The following is a 16,900-nucleotide window of genomic DNA, read 5'->3' as shown; positions in this document are numbered from 1 at the left end:
ATCAACGTGCCGATTCCTGTTCCGATGGCCTGGCACTCGTTCGGCGGCTGGAAGCGTTCCTTGTTCGGCGATCACCACGCATACGGAGAAGAAGGCATTCGTTTCTACACACGCTACAAGAGCGTGATGCAGCGCTGGCCTGACAGCATCGCGAAGGGCGCGGAATTCACGATGCCGGTGGCAAAATAAGACGGAACCCTGCACGGGACCAGAGTAAGCGCAAAATCGCCAACTCTCGTCGACATGCTCTGCATGGGACCGACGTAAGCGCTAAAGCGCTAACTCCGGTCGACTTAGGAGACAACGATGAAACAAACCGCCCGCAAACCCGAAGGCGAATTCGACTACATCATTGTCGGCGCGGGCACGGCAGGCTGCGTGCTCGCCAGCCGCCTCACCGAAGACGCCGACGTGAGCGTTCTCCTGCTCGAAGCAGGCGGCAAGGACGACTATCACTGGATCCACGTCCCCGTCGGCTATCTGTATTGCATCGGCAATCCCCGCACCGACTGGCTCTACAAGACGCAAGCCGAACCGGGCCTGAACGGCCGCGCGCTGTCGTATCCACGCGGCCGCGTGCTCGGCGGCTGCTCGTCGATCAACGGCATGATCTACATGCGTGGCCAGCGCGAAGACTACGACGAGTGGGCGCACCTCACCGGCGACCCGAACTGGTCGTGGGACGCGGTGCTCCCCGTCTTCAAGCGCAGCGAGGATCACCACGGCGGCGCCAGCGAATTCCACGGCGCGGGCGGCGAATGGCGCGTCGAAAAGCAGCGCCTCAAGTGGAAGATCCTCGAGACGTTCTCGCAGGCGGCGCAGCAAACCGGCATCCCCGCTACGGACGACTTCAATCGCGGCGACAACACTGGCGTCGGCTATTTCGACGTCAACCAGAAAAGCGGCATCCGCTGGAACGCATCGAAGGCGTTCTTGCGCACCGCGATGAAGCGCTCCAATCTCACGACGATCACCGGCGCGCACACGCAGCGCCTCGTGTTCGAAGGAAAGCGCTGCGTCGGCGTGGAATATCGGGGCGGCGACGTCGACTACATCGCGAAGGCGCGTTGCGAGGTGATCCTGAGCGCGGGCGCGGTGAATTCGCCGCAGATCCTCGAACTGTCGGGCATCGGCAATGGCGCGCGGCTGCAGCGGCTCGGCATCGACGTGGTGCGCGACTTGCGCGGCGTCGGCGAGAACCTGCAGGACCATCTGCAATTGCGCATGGCGTATAAGGTGAACGGCGTGCGCACGCTCAACACGCTGTCCGCGCACTGGTGGGGCAAGCTTTTCATCGGGCTGCAATATGCGCTGACGCGCGGCGGGCCGATGTCGATGGCGCCGTCGCAACTCGGCGCGTTCGCGAAGTCGAACCCGAACGATGCATCGATCACGCGGCCCGATCTCGAATACCACGTGCAGCCGCTGTCGCTCGATCGCTTCGGCGAGCCGCTGCATGCGTTCAATGCGTTCACGGCATCGGTGTGCACGCTGCGTCCGACCTCGCGCGGCAGCGTGCATATCGCGTCGCCCGATGCGCACGCGGCGCCGCTGATCGCGCCGAACTATCTGTCGACGGAGCGCGACCGCGAAGTCGCAGCCAACGCGCTGCGGCTCACGCGCCGCATCGCCGCCGCGCCGGCGCTTGCGCGTTACGCACCACAGGAGATCCTGCCGGGCGTCGCGTTCCAGACCGACGAGGAACTCGCACAGGCGGCGGGCAACATCGGCACGACGATCTTCCACCCGGTCGGCACCTGCCGCATGGGAACGGACAACGATCCAGGCGCCGTCGTCGATAGCCGATTGCGCGTGATTGGCCTGCGCGGGCTGCGTATCGTCGATGCATCGATCATGCCGACTATCACGTCGGGCAACACGAATTCGCCGACGCTGATGATCGCGGAACGGGCCAGCGAAATGATTCGCGCGGACCGTCGGAATGTCGAAGTGCAGGAAGCGATCGCGACAGCGCTCGCATGACATCCGTGACAGCTTGGTGACCAGCTGCGCCAGCAATCTTCGCGCCTTCCAATGCGGCCCTTATGGGGCCGTTCGTACATCTGCGCTCCGTGTGGCAAGGCTGGCAAGCGCAAGCGCCGATGCCTCGAAACCGTGCGCGCGCAGCCTGTAACCACTAAGTGCAAATCCCGATGATTGCGCTGCATCATTGGCGCGACAATGGCGTCTGGCCTTTGAGTAATCGGTTTATCGCGTGCCGGGTTTTGTGCAGCACGCAATCCGCGGCGAAACGCACCCGAGAACCTGAAATAACGCACGTCTTGCCGCGCGCGAAGCAACCAAAAATATCGCGTGGGCAGCGGCATCGCCCAGCGGCTCATTTCGCATGGAAGGGGACATGATTCTCGGCGACACGATTCTTGAAACGCGTGGCCTCACAAAAGAATTCAAAGGCTTCACCGCCGTGAATGGCGTGAACCTGCGCGTGCGCCGTGGCTCGATCCACGCGCTGATCGGACCGAACGGCGCAGGCAAGACCACCTGCTTTAACCTGCTCACCAAATTCCTCGAACCCACCGCGGGACAGATCGTCTTCAACGGCGTCGACATCACGCGCGAACGTCCCGCGCATATCGCGCGGCGCGGCGTGATCCGCTCGTTCCAGATCTCCGCTGTGTTTCCGCATCTGACGGTTTTGCAGAACGTGCGCATCGGCTTGCAGCGGCAGCTCGGCACGTCGTTTCATTTCTGGCGTAGCGAGCGCTCGCTCGATACGCTCAACGACCGCGCGATGGACCTGCTCACGCAAGTCGGTCTCACCGATTTCGCGGACACGAAAACCGTCGAGCTTTCGTACGGACGCAAGCGCGCGCTCGAAATCGCCACGACGCTCTCGATGGAACCCGAACTGATGCTGCTCGACGAACCGACGCAAGGCATGGGGCACGAAGACGTCGATCGCGTGACCGCGTTGATCAAAAAGGTATCAGTGGGCCGCACGATTCTGATGGTCGAGCACAACATGAACGTGATCGCGGGCATCTCCGACACCATCACCGTGCTTCAGCGTGGCGAGGTGCTGGCCGAAGGCAGCTATGCGGAAGTGTCGAAGAATCCGCTCGTGATGGAAGCCTACATGGGCAGCGCCGATGCCGCGCTGGCGGGAGCGCACGCATGAGCACGACGGTAGAGGAACGACGTCCGCTCGATACATCGGGCGCCTCGGGCAACGCAGCCGCGCTCGAACTCAGCGGATTGAAGGCGTGGTACGGCGAATCGCACATTCTTCACGGCGTCGACCTGAAGGTGAATCGCGGCGAAGTCGTCACGCTGCTCGGGCGCAACGGCGCCGGGCGCACCACGACGCTGCGCGCGATCATGGGCCTCACCGGACGCCGCACCGGATCGATCCGCGTCGGCGGCCGCGAAACCATCGGCATGTCTACGCACAAGATCGCGCATTGCGGCATCGGCTATTGCCCGGAAGAGCGCGGCATCTTTTCGAGCCTCTCGTGCGAGGAAAACCTCATGTTGCCGCCGCTCGTCGGCAGCGCGAAAGAGGCGATGGCCCTCGATGAAATCTATTCGATGTTCCCGAACCTGAAGGAGCGCCGCAACAGCCAGGGCACGCGTCTCTCGGGCGGTGAACAGCAGATGCTCGCGGTCGCGCGCATCCTGCGTACCGGCGCGAACCTGCTGCTGCTCGACGAGATCTCGGAAGGGCTCGCGCCCGTCATCGTGCAGACACTCGCGCGCATGATCCTGATGCTCAAGTCGCGCGGCTACACGATCGTGATGGTGGAACAGAACTTTCGCTTTGCGGCGCCGCTCGCCGATCGCTTCTATGTGATGGAGCACGGGAATATCGTCGAGCACTTCAACGCAGGGGAACTCGAAGCGAAGATGCCGGTGCTGCACGAACTGCTCGGGGTGTGATCGTTCAACGTTCGTCGCAACGCGGCAAGCGCGGGCCTGACCACGCGCGGCAGCACGCAAGCAACAACCATAAACCCTTGGAGACTGGAATGAAAAAGAAGACCCTCGCGCGCCTCTCGTCCTTTTGCTTTGCGGCTGCGGCGGCGGGCGTCGCGTTGAGCTCCGGCAGCGTCCACGCCGCCGACGGCAACACAGTAAAGATCGGTTACGTCACCGACTTGTCGGGCCTTTATGCCGACATCGACGGCCCCGGCGGCCTCGAAGCGATCCGCATGGCGATTGCCGACTTCGGTGGCAAGGTGAACGGCAAGCCCATCGAACTCGTCTACGCGGACCACCAGAACAAGGCGGACATCGCGGCATCGCGCGCGCGTGAATGGATCGACCGCGACGGCGTGAACGTGATCATCGGCGGAACGAATTCGGCGACGGCGCTTTCGACGGCGCAAGTCGCGGCCGAGAAGAAGACGCCGTACATCAACATCGGCGCGGGCGCGGACAACCTGACGAACGAGCAGTGCTCGCCGTACACGGTCCACTACGCGTACGACACGATGGCGCTCGCGAAGGGCACGGGTTCGGCCGTGACGAAGCAGGGCGGCAAGTCGTGGTACTTCCTCACCGCCGACTACGCGTTCGGCAAGGCGCTGGAGAAAAACACGTCGGACGTCGTGAAGGCGAACGGCGGGCAGGTGCTCGGTCAAGTGCGGCATCCGTTGTCGGCGTCGGACTTTTCGTCGTTCCTGTTGCAGGCGCAGGGATCGAAGGCGCAGGTGCTCGGCCTCGCGAACGCGGGCGGCGACACGATCAACTCGATCAAGGCGGCGAAGGAATTCGGCGTCAGCAAGACGATGAAGATCGCGGCGCTCCTCATCTTCATCAACGATATCCACAGCCTCGGGCTCGAAACGACGCAGGGCCTCGTCGCGACGGATAGCTGGTACTGGAACAAGGACGACACCACCCGCAAGTGGGCGCAGCGCTACTTCGGCAAGATGAAGAAGATGCCGTCGAGCCTGCAGGCCGCCGACTACTCGGCCGTGACGACCTACCTGAAGGCGGTGCAGGCAGCCAACTCGACCGATAGCGACAAGGTCATGGAACAGCTTCGCAAGGCGAAGATCAACGACTTCTACGCGAAGGGCTATATCCGCGAAGACGGCAGCATGATCCACGACATGTACCTAATGGAAGTGAAGAAGCCGTCGGAATCGAAAGAGCCGTGGGACTACTACAAGATCACCGCGACCATTCCGGGCGACCAGGCGTTCGGCACGAAGGCGGAGTCGCGCTGCAAGCTGTGGAAGTAAGTGGCGTGCGCTGCATGGAATCAGAGTAGGCGCGTGGGATCAGAGTAGGCGCTAAAGCGCTAACTCTGATCGACAGCGCGAACTCTGATCGACAGAGTTAAGTAGCACGACGGCAGGTGAGGCGGCAGGCGGCTCGAGAGCGGCGTGCCGCCGTTTCTGCGCCAACACCACACTGACGGCAGAATCGATGGAAATTTTCGGCATTCCGCTCGCCGCGATGATGAGCCAGTTGCTGCTCGGGCTCGTCAACGGCTCGTTCTACGCGATCCTGAGTCTCGGGCTCGCCGTGATCTTCGGCTTGCTCAACGTGATCAACTTCGCGCACGGCGCGTTGTTCATGCTGGGCGCGATGCTCGCGTGGATGGGCTTTTCGTACTTCAATATCCCCTACTGGGCGATGCTTCTGCTCGCGCCGCTGATCGTCGGCGTGTTCGGCGTCGTGATCGAACGCACGATGCTGCGCTGGCTCTACAAGCTCGATCACCTCTACGGCCTCTTGCTGACCTTCGGCATCACGCTCGTGCTCGAAGGCGTGTTCCGCTCGATCTACGGATCGTCCGGCCAGCCCTACGATGTCCCCGCGATGCTCTCCGGCGCGACCAACATCGGCTTCATGTTCCTGCCGAATTACCGCGCGTGGGTCGTCGTCGCCTCGCTGATCGTGTGCTTCGCGACGTGGTTCGTGATCGAAAAGACGCGCCTCGGCGCCTATCTGCGCGCGGGCACGGAGAATCCGAAGCTCGTCGAGGCGTTCGGCATCAACGTGCCGCTGATGGTCACGCTCACTTACGGCTTCGGCGTCGCGCTCGCCGCGTTTGCGGGCGTGCTCGCGGCGCCGGTGATCCAGGTGTCGCCGCTCATGGGGCAGTCGATGATCATCACCGTGTTCGCAGTCGTCGTGATCGGCGGAATGGGATCGATCATGGGCTCGATCCTCACGGGCCTCCTGCTTGGGGTCATCGAAGGGCTCACGCGCGTGTTTTATCCGGAAGCGTCCGCGACGGTCGTGTTCGTGATCATGGCGCTCGTCTTGCTGGTGCGCCCGGCGGGACTCTTCGGCAAGGAAAAATAATGCAAAGAAAAGCGCTTTACGTGCTATTGCTGATCGGCCTGATCGCGGCGCCGTTCGCCGGCGTGTATCCGGTGTTCATGATGAAGGTGCTGTGCTTTGCGCTCTTCGCGGCAGCGTTCAACCTGCTGATCGGCTATACGGGCCTGCTGTCGTTCGGCCACGCGATGTTCCTTGCGAGCGCCGGCTACACGACGGGCTACGTGATCCAGACGCTCGGCTTCACGCCGGAAGTCGGTGTGCTCGCGGGCACGGCGGTGGCGACCGCGCTCGGGCTCGTGGTCGGCCTTTTCGCGATCCGCCGCCAGGGCATCTACTTCGCGATGATCACGCTTGCGCTCGCGCAGATGGTCTACTTCATCTTCCTGCAGGCGCCTTTCACGCATGGCGAAGACGGCCTGCAAGGCGTGCCGCGCGGCAAGTTGTTCGGTATCGTCGATCTCGGCTCTGACCTGACGCTCTACTACGTCGTGCTCGTCGTAATGGCGCTGGCGTTCGCGTTGATCGTACGGATCGTGCATTCGCCGTTCGGGCAGGTGCTGATCGCGATCAAGGAGAACGAGCCGCGCGCGATCTCGCTCGGCTACGACACGGCGCGCTTCAAGCTGCTGGCGTTCGTGCTGTCGGCGGGGCTCGCGGGGTTGGCGGGATCGTTGAAGGTGGTCGTGCTCGGCTTCGAAACGCTCGGCGACGCCTACTGGACGATGTCCGGTCTCGTCGTGCTGATGACGCTCGTCGGCGGCATGAGCACGATGTTCGGGCCGTTGCTCGGCGCGGCAATCATCATCGCGCTGGAGAACCGGCTCGGCGATATCGGCACTGGCATCGCGCGGATAACGGGCGTCGACTGGTTCAACTCGCTCGGCGAATCGGTGACGATCGTAACGGGGCTGATTTTCATCGCGTGCGTGCTGGCATTTCGGCGCGGCATCGTCGGAGAGATCATTGCGCGCGTGCGGCCATTGCAGGGTTAATACGACGCTTGGACGTTTGGGCGAATGGGCAGGCGTTTAGTTGATTAACGTTAAAATGCTGCCCATTTAAGGTGCGGTTTATGCACCACTAGGGTAAATGCTAGGTTGTGACGAGTCGTTTCACAATTTAATATGCGTCCTAGTTCTGTTGCACCGAATTTTTGAGGTGGAGAACGAGGAGACAACGAGGCACTAAGTGCCCGACCGAAAGCGCTGTTGGATGATTCCAACAGCGCTTTTTTATTTGTTTTTCGCATTTCCGTATTTATATTGTCGGCAGAAATCGCGGCTGTCTCATACTCGTTTTCCCTTATCATTTTCACCGGATTTTCCGGCGATTTTCGTAGCGGTTAAAAGCCGCACAACTCCCTTCAAAACGCTTGCACCACGCGGGTCGCCTCCGCTACACTCGCCATTCACCGACCGGATGGTCGGTAATTGAAAACGGTAAATCCTCGCTTAAATCATACGAACGCATTCACGGGGTAATAAGGCATGAGGTTGGCATTGCGCGTGAGCGCGGCGGCATTAATCGCCGCATTGGCGAGTACGCAGGTTCTGGCAGATGTGAAAGTGGGCGTTACCGTATCCGCGACCGGACCGGCCGCTTCGCTCGGCATTCCGGAGAAGAACACGATTGCGTTGTTGCCGAAGGAGATCGCGGGGCAAAAGATGCAATACATCGTCCTCGACGATGCCACCGATTCCACCCAGGCCGTGAAGAACGCCCGCAAGCTGACGAGCGAAGACAAGGTCGATGCGCTGATCGGTTCCACGGTCGTGCCGAACTCGCTTGCGATGATCGATATCGCCGCCGAAACTTCCACGCCGATGATCTCGATGGCCGCGGCCGCCACGATCGTCGAACCGATGGATGCGAAGCGCGCGTGGGTCTTCAAGACGCCGCAGAACGACATTCTGATGGCCACCGCCATTGCGCAGCACATGTCGAACCGCAACGTGACGACGGTGGCCTTCATCGGTTTCAGCGATGCGTACGGTGAGAGCTGGTTCAAGGAGTTCAGCAAGGCCGCCGACGTCAAGAAGATCAAGGTAGTCGCGAACGAGCGCTTTGCGCGCAACGATGCCTCGGTGACGGGGCAGGTGTTGAAGGCGATGTCGCAGAATCCGGATGCGGTGCTGATCGCCGGAGCGGGCACGCCCGCCGCGTTGCCGCAGAAGACGCTCAAGGAGCGCGGCTACAAGGGCACGATCTATCAGACGCACGGTGTCGCGAACAACGACTTCCTGCGCGTGTGCGGCAAGGATTGCGAAGGCACGTTCCTGCCGGCGGGGCCGTTGCTCGTCTCCGAACAGTTGCCTGATTCGAGCCCGGTGAAGGGCGCCGCGCTGACCTACAAGAAGGCTTATGAAGGTGCGTATGGCGCAGGCACCGTCTCGACGTTCGGCGGTCACGCGTGGGACGCGGGCCTCATCCTGCAGCGCGCGATTCCGATCGCGCTGAAGAAGGGCCAGCCCGGCACGCCCGCGTTTCGCGATGCGTTGCGCGCGGCCATTGAAGGCACGAAGGATCTTCCCGTTTCGCACGGCATCGTCAACATGAGCACGAACGATCACTCCGGCCTCGACCAGCGCGCACGCGTGATGGTTGAGATCGTGGGTGGGAAGTGGAAGCTCGTTACCAACTGACATCGAGAGCCACGATGAATTGAACGAGAAACCAAGGCGCGTTGCTTCATACGCGCCTTTTTTTCCGCACAAAGAAGCCCGCAAACATGCGGGACGCAATGAGAGAAGAGGGCAATCAGTCAGCGCGCGTACGGTCAGGGAAAACGATGCTAGGCATGCTGTACCGCGCTACATAGATTGTCGCAGCAGTCGAATTGATAACAACTCGCAGCAGCGCACCGTCCGGGTGCGCGACAGCATTTCGCGTTTGGAGACAGGACATGAAAACCACAAAGCAATGGGTACGCACGGGCATCGCCCTGGCGATCGCGGGCAGCGCGCTCTGCGGCACGAGCGCCGTGTTCGCGCAGGTGAAGATCGGGGTGACGCTGTCGGCGACGGGGCCGGCGGCATCGCTTGGGATTCCGGAGAAAAATACGATCGCGCTCTTGCCGAAGGAAATCGGCGGGAAATCGGTCGAATACATCGTGCTCGATGACGGTTCCGATACGAGCCGCGCCGTGCAGAACACGCGCAAGCTGATCGATGAAGATCACGTCGATGCGATCGTCGGCTCGACCGTCACGCCGAACTCGCTCGCGATGATCGATGCGGCTTCGTCAGCCAAGACGCCGATGATCTCGATGGCGGCATCGGCGGCGATCATCTCGCCGATGGACGCGAAGAAGGCGTGGGTCTTCAAGACGCCGCAGAACGACGCGCTGATGGCCGACGCCATCGCGAGCTACATGGAAAAGCGCGGCGTGAAGACGGTCGGTTTCATCGGCTTCGCGGATGCCTACGGCGACGGCTGGTACAACGTGTTCGACAAGGCGGCGACCGCGCACAAGTTGAAGATCGTGACGAACGAGCGCTACAACCGCACGGACACATCGGTCACCGGCCAGGTGCTGAAGACGATGGGCGCGAATCCGGACGCGGTGCTGATCGCGGGCGCGGGTACGCCGTCGGCGCTGCCGGCGAAGGTGCTGAAGGAGCGCGGCTACAAAGGCAAGGTCTATCAGACGCACGGCGTGGCGAACAACGACTTCCTGCGCGTGTGCGGCAAGGATTGCGAAGGCGAGCTGCTGCCCGCGGGTCCGGTGCTCGTCACCGATCAGTTGCCGGAGAGCAATCCGGTGAAGAAGTCGTCGGCGGCGTACAAAAACGCATATGAGAAGGCGTACGGTGCGGGTTCCCTCTCGACGTTCGGCGGTCACGCATGGGACGCCGGGCAGATGCTCCAACGCGCGATTCCCGAGGCGCTGAAGAAGGGCCAGCCGGGCACGCCGGAGTTCCGTGAGGCGCTGCGTGCGGCGCTCGAGAACCTGAAGGACCTGCCGGTCGCGCACGGCATCATGAACATGACGCCGACGGATCACAACGGCTTTGACGACCGCGCGCGCGTGATGGTGCAGATCGTCGACGGCAAGTGGAAGCTGCTGAACGACTGACGCGTTTCTCGACGCGCGCTCGTCAAAGGCGCGCTTCGATGTGCAAAGCGGCGCGCCGGGGGATCGGCGCGCCGCTTTACCTTGTTTTGCCGGACTGATTCTCCGTCTGGCTGATTCGAAGAGGAAGTATGGACCTATCGATTGCGGCGATTCTCGCGCAGGACGGGATCACCACGGGCGCCATCTACGCGTTGCTCGCGCTCGCGCTGGTGCTCGTGTTCTCCGTGACGCGCGTCATTTTCATTCCGCAGGGCGAGTTCGTCGCGTATGGCGCACTCACGCTCGCCGCCCTGCAGACCCAGAAGTTTCCCGCAACGTGCTATCTGCTGGTCGCGATGGGCGTCGGCTGCTTCGTCGCCGAACTGGCCGGCATCGCGCGGCATCCGTCGCGATATCGACAAGTTGCGCGCACGCTGGTCGCTCTGGCCGGCAAATATGTGCTGTTCCCGATCGCCGTCTACGCGCTGACTCAGGGCGTCTTCATGCAGACCCTGCCGATGTTCGCGCAGATCGCGCTGACGCTGCTGATCGTTGTGCCAATGGGGCCGTTCGTGTACCGGCTGGCCTACGAGCCGATCGCGGAGGCAAGCACGCTCTTGCTGCTGATCGTCGCGGTCGCGGTGCACTTCGCGATGGTCGGCTTAGGCCTCGTGATGTTCGGCGCGGAAGGGTCGCGCACCACCGCGTTCTCCGACGCGACGTTCTCGCTCGGAGATGTATCGATCTCTGGGCAGAGCTTGTGGGTCGTCGGCACGGCGGCCGTGCTGATCGTGGCGCTCTACGTCTACTTCGATCGCACGATTTCCGGCAAGGCGTTGCGAGCGACGTCGGTGAACCGTTTGGGCGCGCGGCTCGTCGGCATCGGCACGACGCAAGCGGGGCGCCTCGCGTTCACGCTCGCAGCCGGCCTCGGCGCGCTGTGCGGCGTCCTGGTCGCGCCGATCACGACGATCTATTACGACTCGGGCTTCCTGATCGGCCTGAAGGGCTTCGTAGGCGCGATCGTCGGCGGGCTGGTGAGTTATCCGCTGGCGGCGGCGGGGTCGCTGCTCGTCGGGCTGCTGGAGTCGTATTCGTCGTTCTGGGCGAGTGCTTACAAGGAGGTGATCGTTTTCACGCTGATCATTCCGGTGCTGCTGTGGCGGAGTCTCGCGAGCCCGCATTCGGATGAAGAAGAGGAGTGAAGCGATGAAATTTCTGGTCCAAAATAAATTCTTCTGGGTATTCCTGCTGGTGGTGTTCGCGCTGCCCGTTCTGCCGCAGCCGATCCGCGTGCCCGAGTACTGGGTGACGCTGCTGAACTACATCGGCTTGTATTCGATCGTCGCGATTGGCCTCGTGCTGCTTACCGGCATCGGCGGGATGACGAGCTTCGGGCAAGCGGCTTTCGTCGGCGTCGGGGCATATACGACGGCTTATCTGACGACGCAGTTCGGGGTCTCGCCGTGGCTCGCGTTGATCGTCGGCATCGTGCTGACAGGGCTCGTGGCGCTGCTGCTCGGCATGGTGACGATGCGGCTCTCGGGGCACTTCCTGCCGCTCGGAACGATTGCCTGGGGGTTGTCGCTGTTTTTCCTGTTCGGCAATCTCGAAATGCTCGGGAAGTACGACGGGATCAACGGGATTCCCGTGCTGAATCTGTTCGGGTGGCATCTGGAATCGGGGCGCAGCATTTATTACCTGATTTGGGTCGTCGTGCTGCTGGCGGTCGTATCTGTTCAAAATCTGCTTAACAGTCGCCCCGGACGCGCGATTCGCGCGCTGCGCGGCGGCGGCACGATGGCCGAAGCAATGGGCGTCAATACTGCGTGGATGCGCGTCGTGATCTTCGTTTATGCGGCGGTGCTCGCCGCGATTTCCGGATTTCTATACGCGCATTTGCAGCGCGCAGTGAATCCGACACCATTCGGGCTGAATCACGGCATCGAGTTTCTGTTCATGGCGGTGGTCGGCGGGGTGTCGCACGTCTGGGGTGCGGTTCTCGGCGCAACGATTCTCACCGTGCTTCAGGACTATCTGCAGACGCTGCTACCGAAGTTGCTCGGCGCGAATGGCAACTTCGAAATCATCGTGTTCGGTGTTTTGATGGTTTTGCTGCTCCAGTATGCACGTCAGGGCGTGTGGCCGTTCGTGTCGCGGATCTTTCCGAGCGGGCCACGGGCGCGCGTTCCGGACCACGCCGAGGCTTTGCCGCAGCGCAGCAAGCCGACGACGGGCGAGCGTCTGTTGATCGTCGATAAGGCCCGCAAAGAGTTCGGCGGGCTCGTTGCGGTCAACGACGTGAGCTTCGAGGTAAAGGCGGGCGAGATCATCGGCTTGATCGGGCCGAACGGGGCTGGCAAATCGACGACGTTCAATCTCGTGACCGGCGTCCTGCAAGCGACGAGTGGCTCGATCACCTTCCACGGCGAGCGAATCGATGCGCTGACTTCACGTGAAATCGTCAAGCGCGGCATCGGGCGGACGTTTCAGCACGTCAAGCTGCTGCCGGGCATGATGGTGCTGGAGAACGTGGCGATCGGCGCGCATCTGCGCGGCAATACGGGCGTGTGGCGAAGCATCGCGAAGCTGAACGCGGCCGAAGAGGCGCGGTTGATGGCCGAGGCGGCGCGGCAAATCGCGCGCGTCGGGCTGGAAAAGCATCTCTACGACGAAGCGGGGAGCCTCGCGCTCGGGCAGCAACGAATTCTTGAGATTGCGCGGGCGCTGTGCTGCGATCCGACTTTGCTGCTGCTTGATGAACCGGCCGCGGGTCTGCGGTATCAGGAGAAGCTGCAACTGGCCGACTTGCTGCGGAAGCTGAAGGCCGAAGGGATGAGTGTCCTTCTGGTCGAACACGATATGGATTTCGTGATGAATCTCACCGATCGGCTGGTCGTGATGGAGTTCGGAACGCGGATCGCCGAAGGGTTGCCGGAAGAGGTGCAGAAGGATCCGGCGGTTCTCGAAGCGTACTTGGGCGGGGTGGAATGAAATGAATCAACCAGTTAATGCAACCGATCCGATTTTGCAGGTTAGCGAATTGTCAGTGCGCTACGGGAAGGTCGAGGCGCTGCACGGCGGCAAGCTGACGGTTGGTGCAGGGCAGATAGTCTCGGTGATCGGACCGAACGGCGCGGGGAAATCCACTTTGCTCAATGCGATCATGGGTGCGCTGCCATCGACCGGGTTCGCCAAGGGCGCAGTGCGCTATCTCGGAGACGATATTTCTTCCCTAGCAATCGAGAAGCGTGTTTCACGTGGAATGTGTCTCGTGCCTGAAAAACGTGAGTTGTTCGCCAGCATGACGGTTGAGGACAATCTCGTGCTGGGCGCTTATCGGCGCAAGCGTGCCGGAGAGCGAAACTATCTCGATCAACTGCCACACGTGTTCGAACTATTCCCGCGGTTGAAGGAGCGCAGGAAGCAGGCGGCGGGGACGTTGTCGGGCGGTGAGCGGCAGATGTTGGCAGTGGGGCGCGCCCTGATGGGCAAGCCGCAGTTGCTAATGCTCGATGAGCCGAGCCTTGGCTTGGCGCCGCTGATCGTGAAGGAAATCTTCCATATCATTAGTGCTCTGCGTGAAACGGGCGTCGCTACGCTGCTGATTGAGCAAAATGCTCGTGCGGCGTTGCAGATTTCTGACTACGGTTACGTGCTGGAAACCGGTGAATTCGTGCTCGAGGGTGCGGCGGGGGATTTGGCGCACAATCCGCAGGTCATTGAAACGTATCTCGGATTGGCAAAGAAAGTCGCTTAATTTGCTTTGAAGCAGGTTCTGGACGGCGTGTTTCACGTGAAACACGCCGTTTTTTTATCGTTGGCCGTTCGACAGAATTCGAGTCGAAAGGTAAAGCTATATAATTCTGCGATATCTCTCTCAAGGCTCGCGTCGCTCGCACGCGAAATTTCCAATGCTTTTTCCGACAGAATTTGATGTGATCGTCGTTGGCGGCGGTCACGCCGGCACCGAAGCCGCGCTGGCTTCAGCTCGCATGGGCTCCAAGACGCTGCTTCTGACACACAATATCGAGACACTCGGCCAAATGAGCTGCAATCCGTCGATCGGCGGGATTGGCAAAGGCCATTTGGTCAAGGAAGTGGATGCGTTGGGCGGCGCGATGGCGGCTGCGACGGATGAGTCGGGAATCCAGTTCCGTATCTTGAATTCGTCGAAGGGGCCGGCGGTGCGGGCAACGCGCGCACAGGCGGATCGTTTGCTGTACAAGCAAGCAATTCGGCATCGGTTGGAGAATCAGCCCAACTTGTGGCTGTTCCAGCAGGCAGTCGATGACCTGATGGTCGAAGGGGACCGGGTGGTGGGAGCGGTCACGCAGGTCGGAGTTCGGTTTCGGGCGCGCGCAGTCGTGCTGACCGCTGGGACGTTCCTCGACGGGAAAATTCACGTCGGGTTGAACAATTACACCGGCGGACGAGCTGGCGATCCTGCCGCAGTGTCGCTTTCTGCGCGGCTCAAGGAGCTGAAGCTGCCGCAGGGGCGTTTGAAAACGGGTACGCCCCCGCGCATTGATGGTCGGACGATCGATTATTCGAAGCTCGAAGAGCAGCCTGGCGACTTCGATCCGATTCCGGTGTTCTCCTTCTTGGGACGCGTCGAGCAGCATCCCCGGCAAATGCCTTGTTGGGTAACCCATACGAACGCCCAAACGCATGACATCATCCGCTCCGGGCTGGATCGGTCGCCGATGTACACGGGGGTGATCGAGGGAGTAGGGCCGCGTTATTGCCCGTCGATCGAAGACAAGATCCACCGTTTCGCCTCCAAAGACGCGCATCAGATCTTTCTGGAACCGGAAGGGCTCACCACAAACGAGTTCTATCCCAACGGAATTTCGACCAGCTTGCCATTCGACGTCCAGCTTGAATTGGTACGTTCGATGGTCGGCCTTGAGCACGCGCATATCCTGCGGCCAGGCTACGCAATCGAATACGACTACTTCGACCCGCGAGCGTTGAAGGCGTCGCTGGAAACGAAGGCGATCGGCGGTCTTTTCTTCGCAGGTCAGATCAACGGCACCACGGGCTACGAGGAAGCTGCCGCTCAGGGCTTGCTGGCCGGCATCAACGCTGGATTACAAGTTCAAGGAAAAGAGGCGTGGACTCCACGCCGCGATCAGGCCTACGTCGGCGTTCTTGTAGACGATTTAGTGACCCGTGGTGTGTCCGAGCCGTACCGGATGTTCACGAGCCGCGCGGAGTACCGCCTTTCCCTCCGCGAAGACAATGCCGACATGCGTCTGACGGAAACCGGCCGAGAACTAGGCTTAGTCGACGACCTCCGTTGGGACGCCTTCAGCCGGAAGCGCGACGCTGTTTCACGTGAAACAGAACGCCTCCGCACGATTTGGGTCAATCCGAAAACCCTGCCTGCCGCAGACGCAACGGCACTGCTAGGCAAGCCGATCGATCACGAATACAGCCTTGCTGACCTGCTGCGCCGCCCGGGTGTTACGTATGAGGGAATTTGCGCGTTGCGCGAGGGTGCGTGCGGACCAGAGGCTCCACTCGCCGACGATCCCGTCTTGCTTGCGCAGATCAAAGAGCAGATCGAAATCGGTGTGAAGTACCAAGGCTATATCGATCGCCAAGCCGGGGAGATTGAGCGGAACGGCTCGCAAGAAAACACGCGTCTGCCGGAAAGTATCGACTACGCCGAGGTGAGAGGGCTGTCGTTCGAAGCTCGCCAGAAGCTCACGCAGCATCGTCCTGAGACCATCGGACAAGCCTCGCGAATCTCAGGCATTACGCCTGCCGCGATCTCCCTCTTGATGGTGCACCTCAAGCGTGGCCTCGGCCGCCGCGCCACGACGAACAAAGATGACACTGGCAGCGGAAACGCGCCGGCGATCCAGTGACGGGCCGTTCAGCCGGCGCGTCTGGCCTCGATGATCTAGCGCCGCTTCTTCGCGAAGGCGCCGTGGAATTGGGTCTCACGCTGTCCGATGCCACGCACGCGAAATTGCTCGACTACGTAGCGCTGCTCGGCAAGTGGAACGCTGTCTACAACCTGACTGCGATCCGCGATCCGCGCCAGATGCTGATCCAGCACATCCTGGATTCCCTCGCGATCGTCCCAGCGCTGGAGAAGCGCGGCGTATCCTCGGCACTCGACGTCGGATCGGGCGGCGGCTTGCCCGGCATCGTCATGGCAATCGTACTGCCGGACTGGCAGGTCACGCTGAACGATATCGTTCACAAGAAAACTGCCTTCCAGTCGCAGGCGAAGGTGCAGCTTGGTCTGACGAATCTTTCGGTCGTTACGGGACGCGTCGAGATTCTGAAGCCGGGCGTTGAAGTGCCGGAGAAATTCGATGTGATTGTGTCGCGCGCGTTCGCAGAGCTCTCCGATTTCGTTACACTTGCGCGTCACCTGGTCGCCGACAACGGACGTATCTTCGCGATGAAAGGCATTCGCCCGGATGCCGAAATCGCGCGTCTTCCAGCGGGCACGACGGTGTTGGGCATCAAACGGCTGAACGTGCCGATGCTCGATGCCGAGCGTCACCTGATCGAAATTGCCGTGACGCCGGATTAAATGAACGCCGCAAGCGTATTGAAGCACTTCAC

13 protein-coding genes and 1 pseudogene are annotated in these 16,900 nt (G+C 61.4%); all 14 read left to right on the top strand.

All coding sequences use genetic code 11. From position 1 onward, the window contains the following. Positions 1–189 (top strand): annotated as a pseudogene (locus tag AWB67_RS20610) (methylmalonate-semialdehyde dehydrogenase (CoA acylating)); the annotation flags it as partial. Between the two features lie 117 nt (positions 190–306). Continuing rightward, positions 307–1,983, top strand: coding sequence for a GMC family oxidoreductase (locus AWB67_RS20605; RefSeq protein ID WP_087658082.1), 1,677 nt, complete (start codon positions 307–309; stop codon positions 1,981–1,983). A 376-nt stretch (positions 1,984–2,359) separates the two neighbouring features. Next, positions 2,360–3,139 carry an ABC transporter ATP-binding protein gene (locus tag AWB67_RS20600; protein WP_087658081.1) on the top strand — a complete coding sequence of 260 codons (780 nt, stop codon included), beginning with the start codon at positions 2,360–2,362 and terminating at the stop codon, positions 3,137–3,139. Next, complete coding sequence (locus AWB67_RS20595; protein ID WP_087658080.1) at positions 3,136–3,897, top strand: ABC transporter ATP-binding protein; 762 nt, start codon at positions 3,136–3,138, stop codon at positions 3,895–3,897. The genes AWB67_RS20600 and AWB67_RS20595 overlap by 4 nt, the downstream gene beginning before the upstream one ends. A gap of 89 nt (positions 3,898–3,986) precedes the next feature. After that, positions 3,987–5,207, top strand: a complete 1,221-nt coding sequence (locus AWB67_RS20590; RefSeq protein WP_087658079.1) for an ABC transporter substrate-binding protein — start codon at positions 3,987–3,989, stop codon at positions 5,205–5,207. A 187-nt stretch (positions 5,208–5,394) separates the two neighbouring features. Beyond that, entirely contained in the window at positions 5,395–6,279 is an 885-nt protein-coding gene (locus AWB67_RS20585; protein WP_087658078.1) for a branched-chain amino acid ABC transporter permease, read from the top strand. After that, positions 6,279–7,250 carry a branched-chain amino acid ABC transporter permease gene (locus AWB67_RS20580; protein ID WP_087658077.1) on the top strand — a complete coding sequence of 324 codons (972 nt, stop codon included), beginning with the start codon at positions 6,279–6,281 and terminating at the stop codon, positions 7,248–7,250. The genes AWB67_RS20585 and AWB67_RS20580 overlap by 1 nt, the downstream gene beginning before the upstream one ends. Before the next feature lie 495 nt (positions 7,251–7,745). Next, positions 7,746–8,900 (top strand): ABC transporter substrate-binding protein, encoded by a 1,155-nt coding sequence (locus AWB67_RS20575; RefSeq protein ID WP_087658076.1) that lies wholly within the window; start codon positions 7,746–7,748, stop codon positions 8,898–8,900. 260 nt (positions 8,901–9,160) lie between these two features. Further along, the gene (locus AWB67_RS20570; protein WP_087658075.1) at positions 9,161–10,333 is read left to right on the top strand and encodes an ABC transporter substrate-binding protein; all 1,173 of its coding nucleotides are present in this window, start codon (positions 9,161–9,163) and stop codon (positions 10,331–10,333) included. A 128-nt stretch (positions 10,334–10,461) separates the two neighbouring features. Then, complete coding sequence (locus AWB67_RS20565) at positions 10,462–11,517, top strand: branched-chain amino acid ABC transporter permease (RefSeq protein ID WP_087658074.1); 1,056 nt, start codon at positions 10,462–10,464, stop codon at positions 11,515–11,517. A gap of 4 nt (positions 11,518–11,521) precedes the next feature. Then, a complete protein-coding gene (locus AWB67_RS20560; protein WP_087658073.1) occupies positions 11,522–13,306 on the top strand; it encodes a branched-chain amino acid ABC transporter ATP-binding protein/permease in 1,785 nt (594 codons plus the stop codon). A gap of 1 nt (position 13,307) precedes the next feature. Beyond that, entirely contained in the window at positions 13,308–14,072 is a 765-nt protein-coding gene (locus tag AWB67_RS20555; protein ID WP_087658072.1) for an ABC transporter ATP-binding protein, read from the top strand. A gap of 154 nt (positions 14,073–14,226) precedes the next feature. Further along, positions 14,227–16,188, top strand: coding sequence for a tRNA uridine-5-carboxymethylaminomethyl(34) synthesis enzyme MnmG (gene mnmG / locus AWB67_RS20550; protein WP_087658071.1), 1,962 nt, complete (start codon positions 14,227–14,229; stop codon positions 16,186–16,188). 62 nt (positions 16,189–16,250) lie between these two features. After that, positions 16,251–16,868, top strand: a complete 618-nt coding sequence (gene rsmG / locus AWB67_RS20545; RefSeq protein WP_235025235.1) for a 16S rRNA (guanine(527)-N(7))-methyltransferase RsmG — start codon at positions 16,251–16,253, stop codon at positions 16,866–16,868. Positions 16,869–16,900 lie beyond the last annotated feature (32 nt).

It is taken from the genome of Caballeronia terrestris (assembly GCF_001544515.1).
Classification (GTDB): Bacteria; Pseudomonadota; Gammaproteobacteria; order Burkholderiales; family Burkholderiaceae; genus Caballeronia; species Caballeronia terrestris.
The sequence above is the reverse complement of the archived record's forward strand: the minus strand, read 5'-3'. Positions and strand labels throughout refer to the sequence as shown.

Excerpts from the sequence above, each read along its gene's own strand:
- AWB67_RS20600 (WP_087658081.1), top strand. The coding sequence starts at position 2,360 with ATGATTCTCGGCGACACGATTCTTGAAACGCGTGGCCTCACAAAAGAA.
- AWB67_RS20575 (WP_087658076.1), top strand. The coding sequence starts at position 7,746 with ATGAGGTTGGCATTGCGCGTGAGCGCGGCGGCATTAATCGCCGCATTG.
- AWB67_RS20585 (WP_087658078.1), top strand. The coding sequence starts at position 5,395 with ATGGAAATTTTCGGCATTCCGCTCGCCGCGATGATGAGCCAGTTGCTG.
- AWB67_RS20605 (WP_087658082.1), top strand. The coding sequence starts at position 307 with ATGAAACAAACCGCCCGCAAACCCGAAGGCGAATTCGACTACATCATT.
- AWB67_RS20555 (WP_087658072.1), top strand. The coding sequence starts at position 13,308 with ATGAATCAACCAGTTAATGCAACCGATCCGATTTTGCAGGTTAGCGAA.
- AWB67_RS20580 (WP_087658077.1), top strand. The coding sequence starts at position 6,279 with ATGCAAAGAAAAGCGCTTTACGTGCTATTGCTGATCGGCCTGATCGCG.
- mnmG (WP_087658071.1), top strand. The coding sequence starts at position 14,227 with ATGCTTTTTCCGACAGAATTTGATGTGATCGTCGTTGGCGGCGGTCAC.
- AWB67_RS20590 (WP_087658079.1), top strand. The coding sequence starts at position 3,987 with ATGAAAAAGAAGACCCTCGCGCGCCTCTCGTCCTTTTGCTTTGCGGCT.
- AWB67_RS20595 (WP_087658080.1), top strand. The coding sequence starts at position 3,136 with ATGAGCACGACGGTAGAGGAACGACGTCCGCTCGATACATCGGGCGCC.
- AWB67_RS20570 (WP_087658075.1), top strand. The coding sequence starts at position 9,161 with ATGAAAACCACAAAGCAATGGGTACGCACGGGCATCGCCCTGGCGATC.
- AWB67_RS20565 (WP_087658074.1), top strand. The coding sequence starts at position 10,462 with ATGGACCTATCGATTGCGGCGATTCTCGCGCAGGACGGGATCACCACG.
- AWB67_RS20560 (WP_087658073.1), top strand. The coding sequence starts at position 11,522 with ATGAAATTTCTGGTCCAAAATAAATTCTTCTGGGTATTCCTGCTGGTG.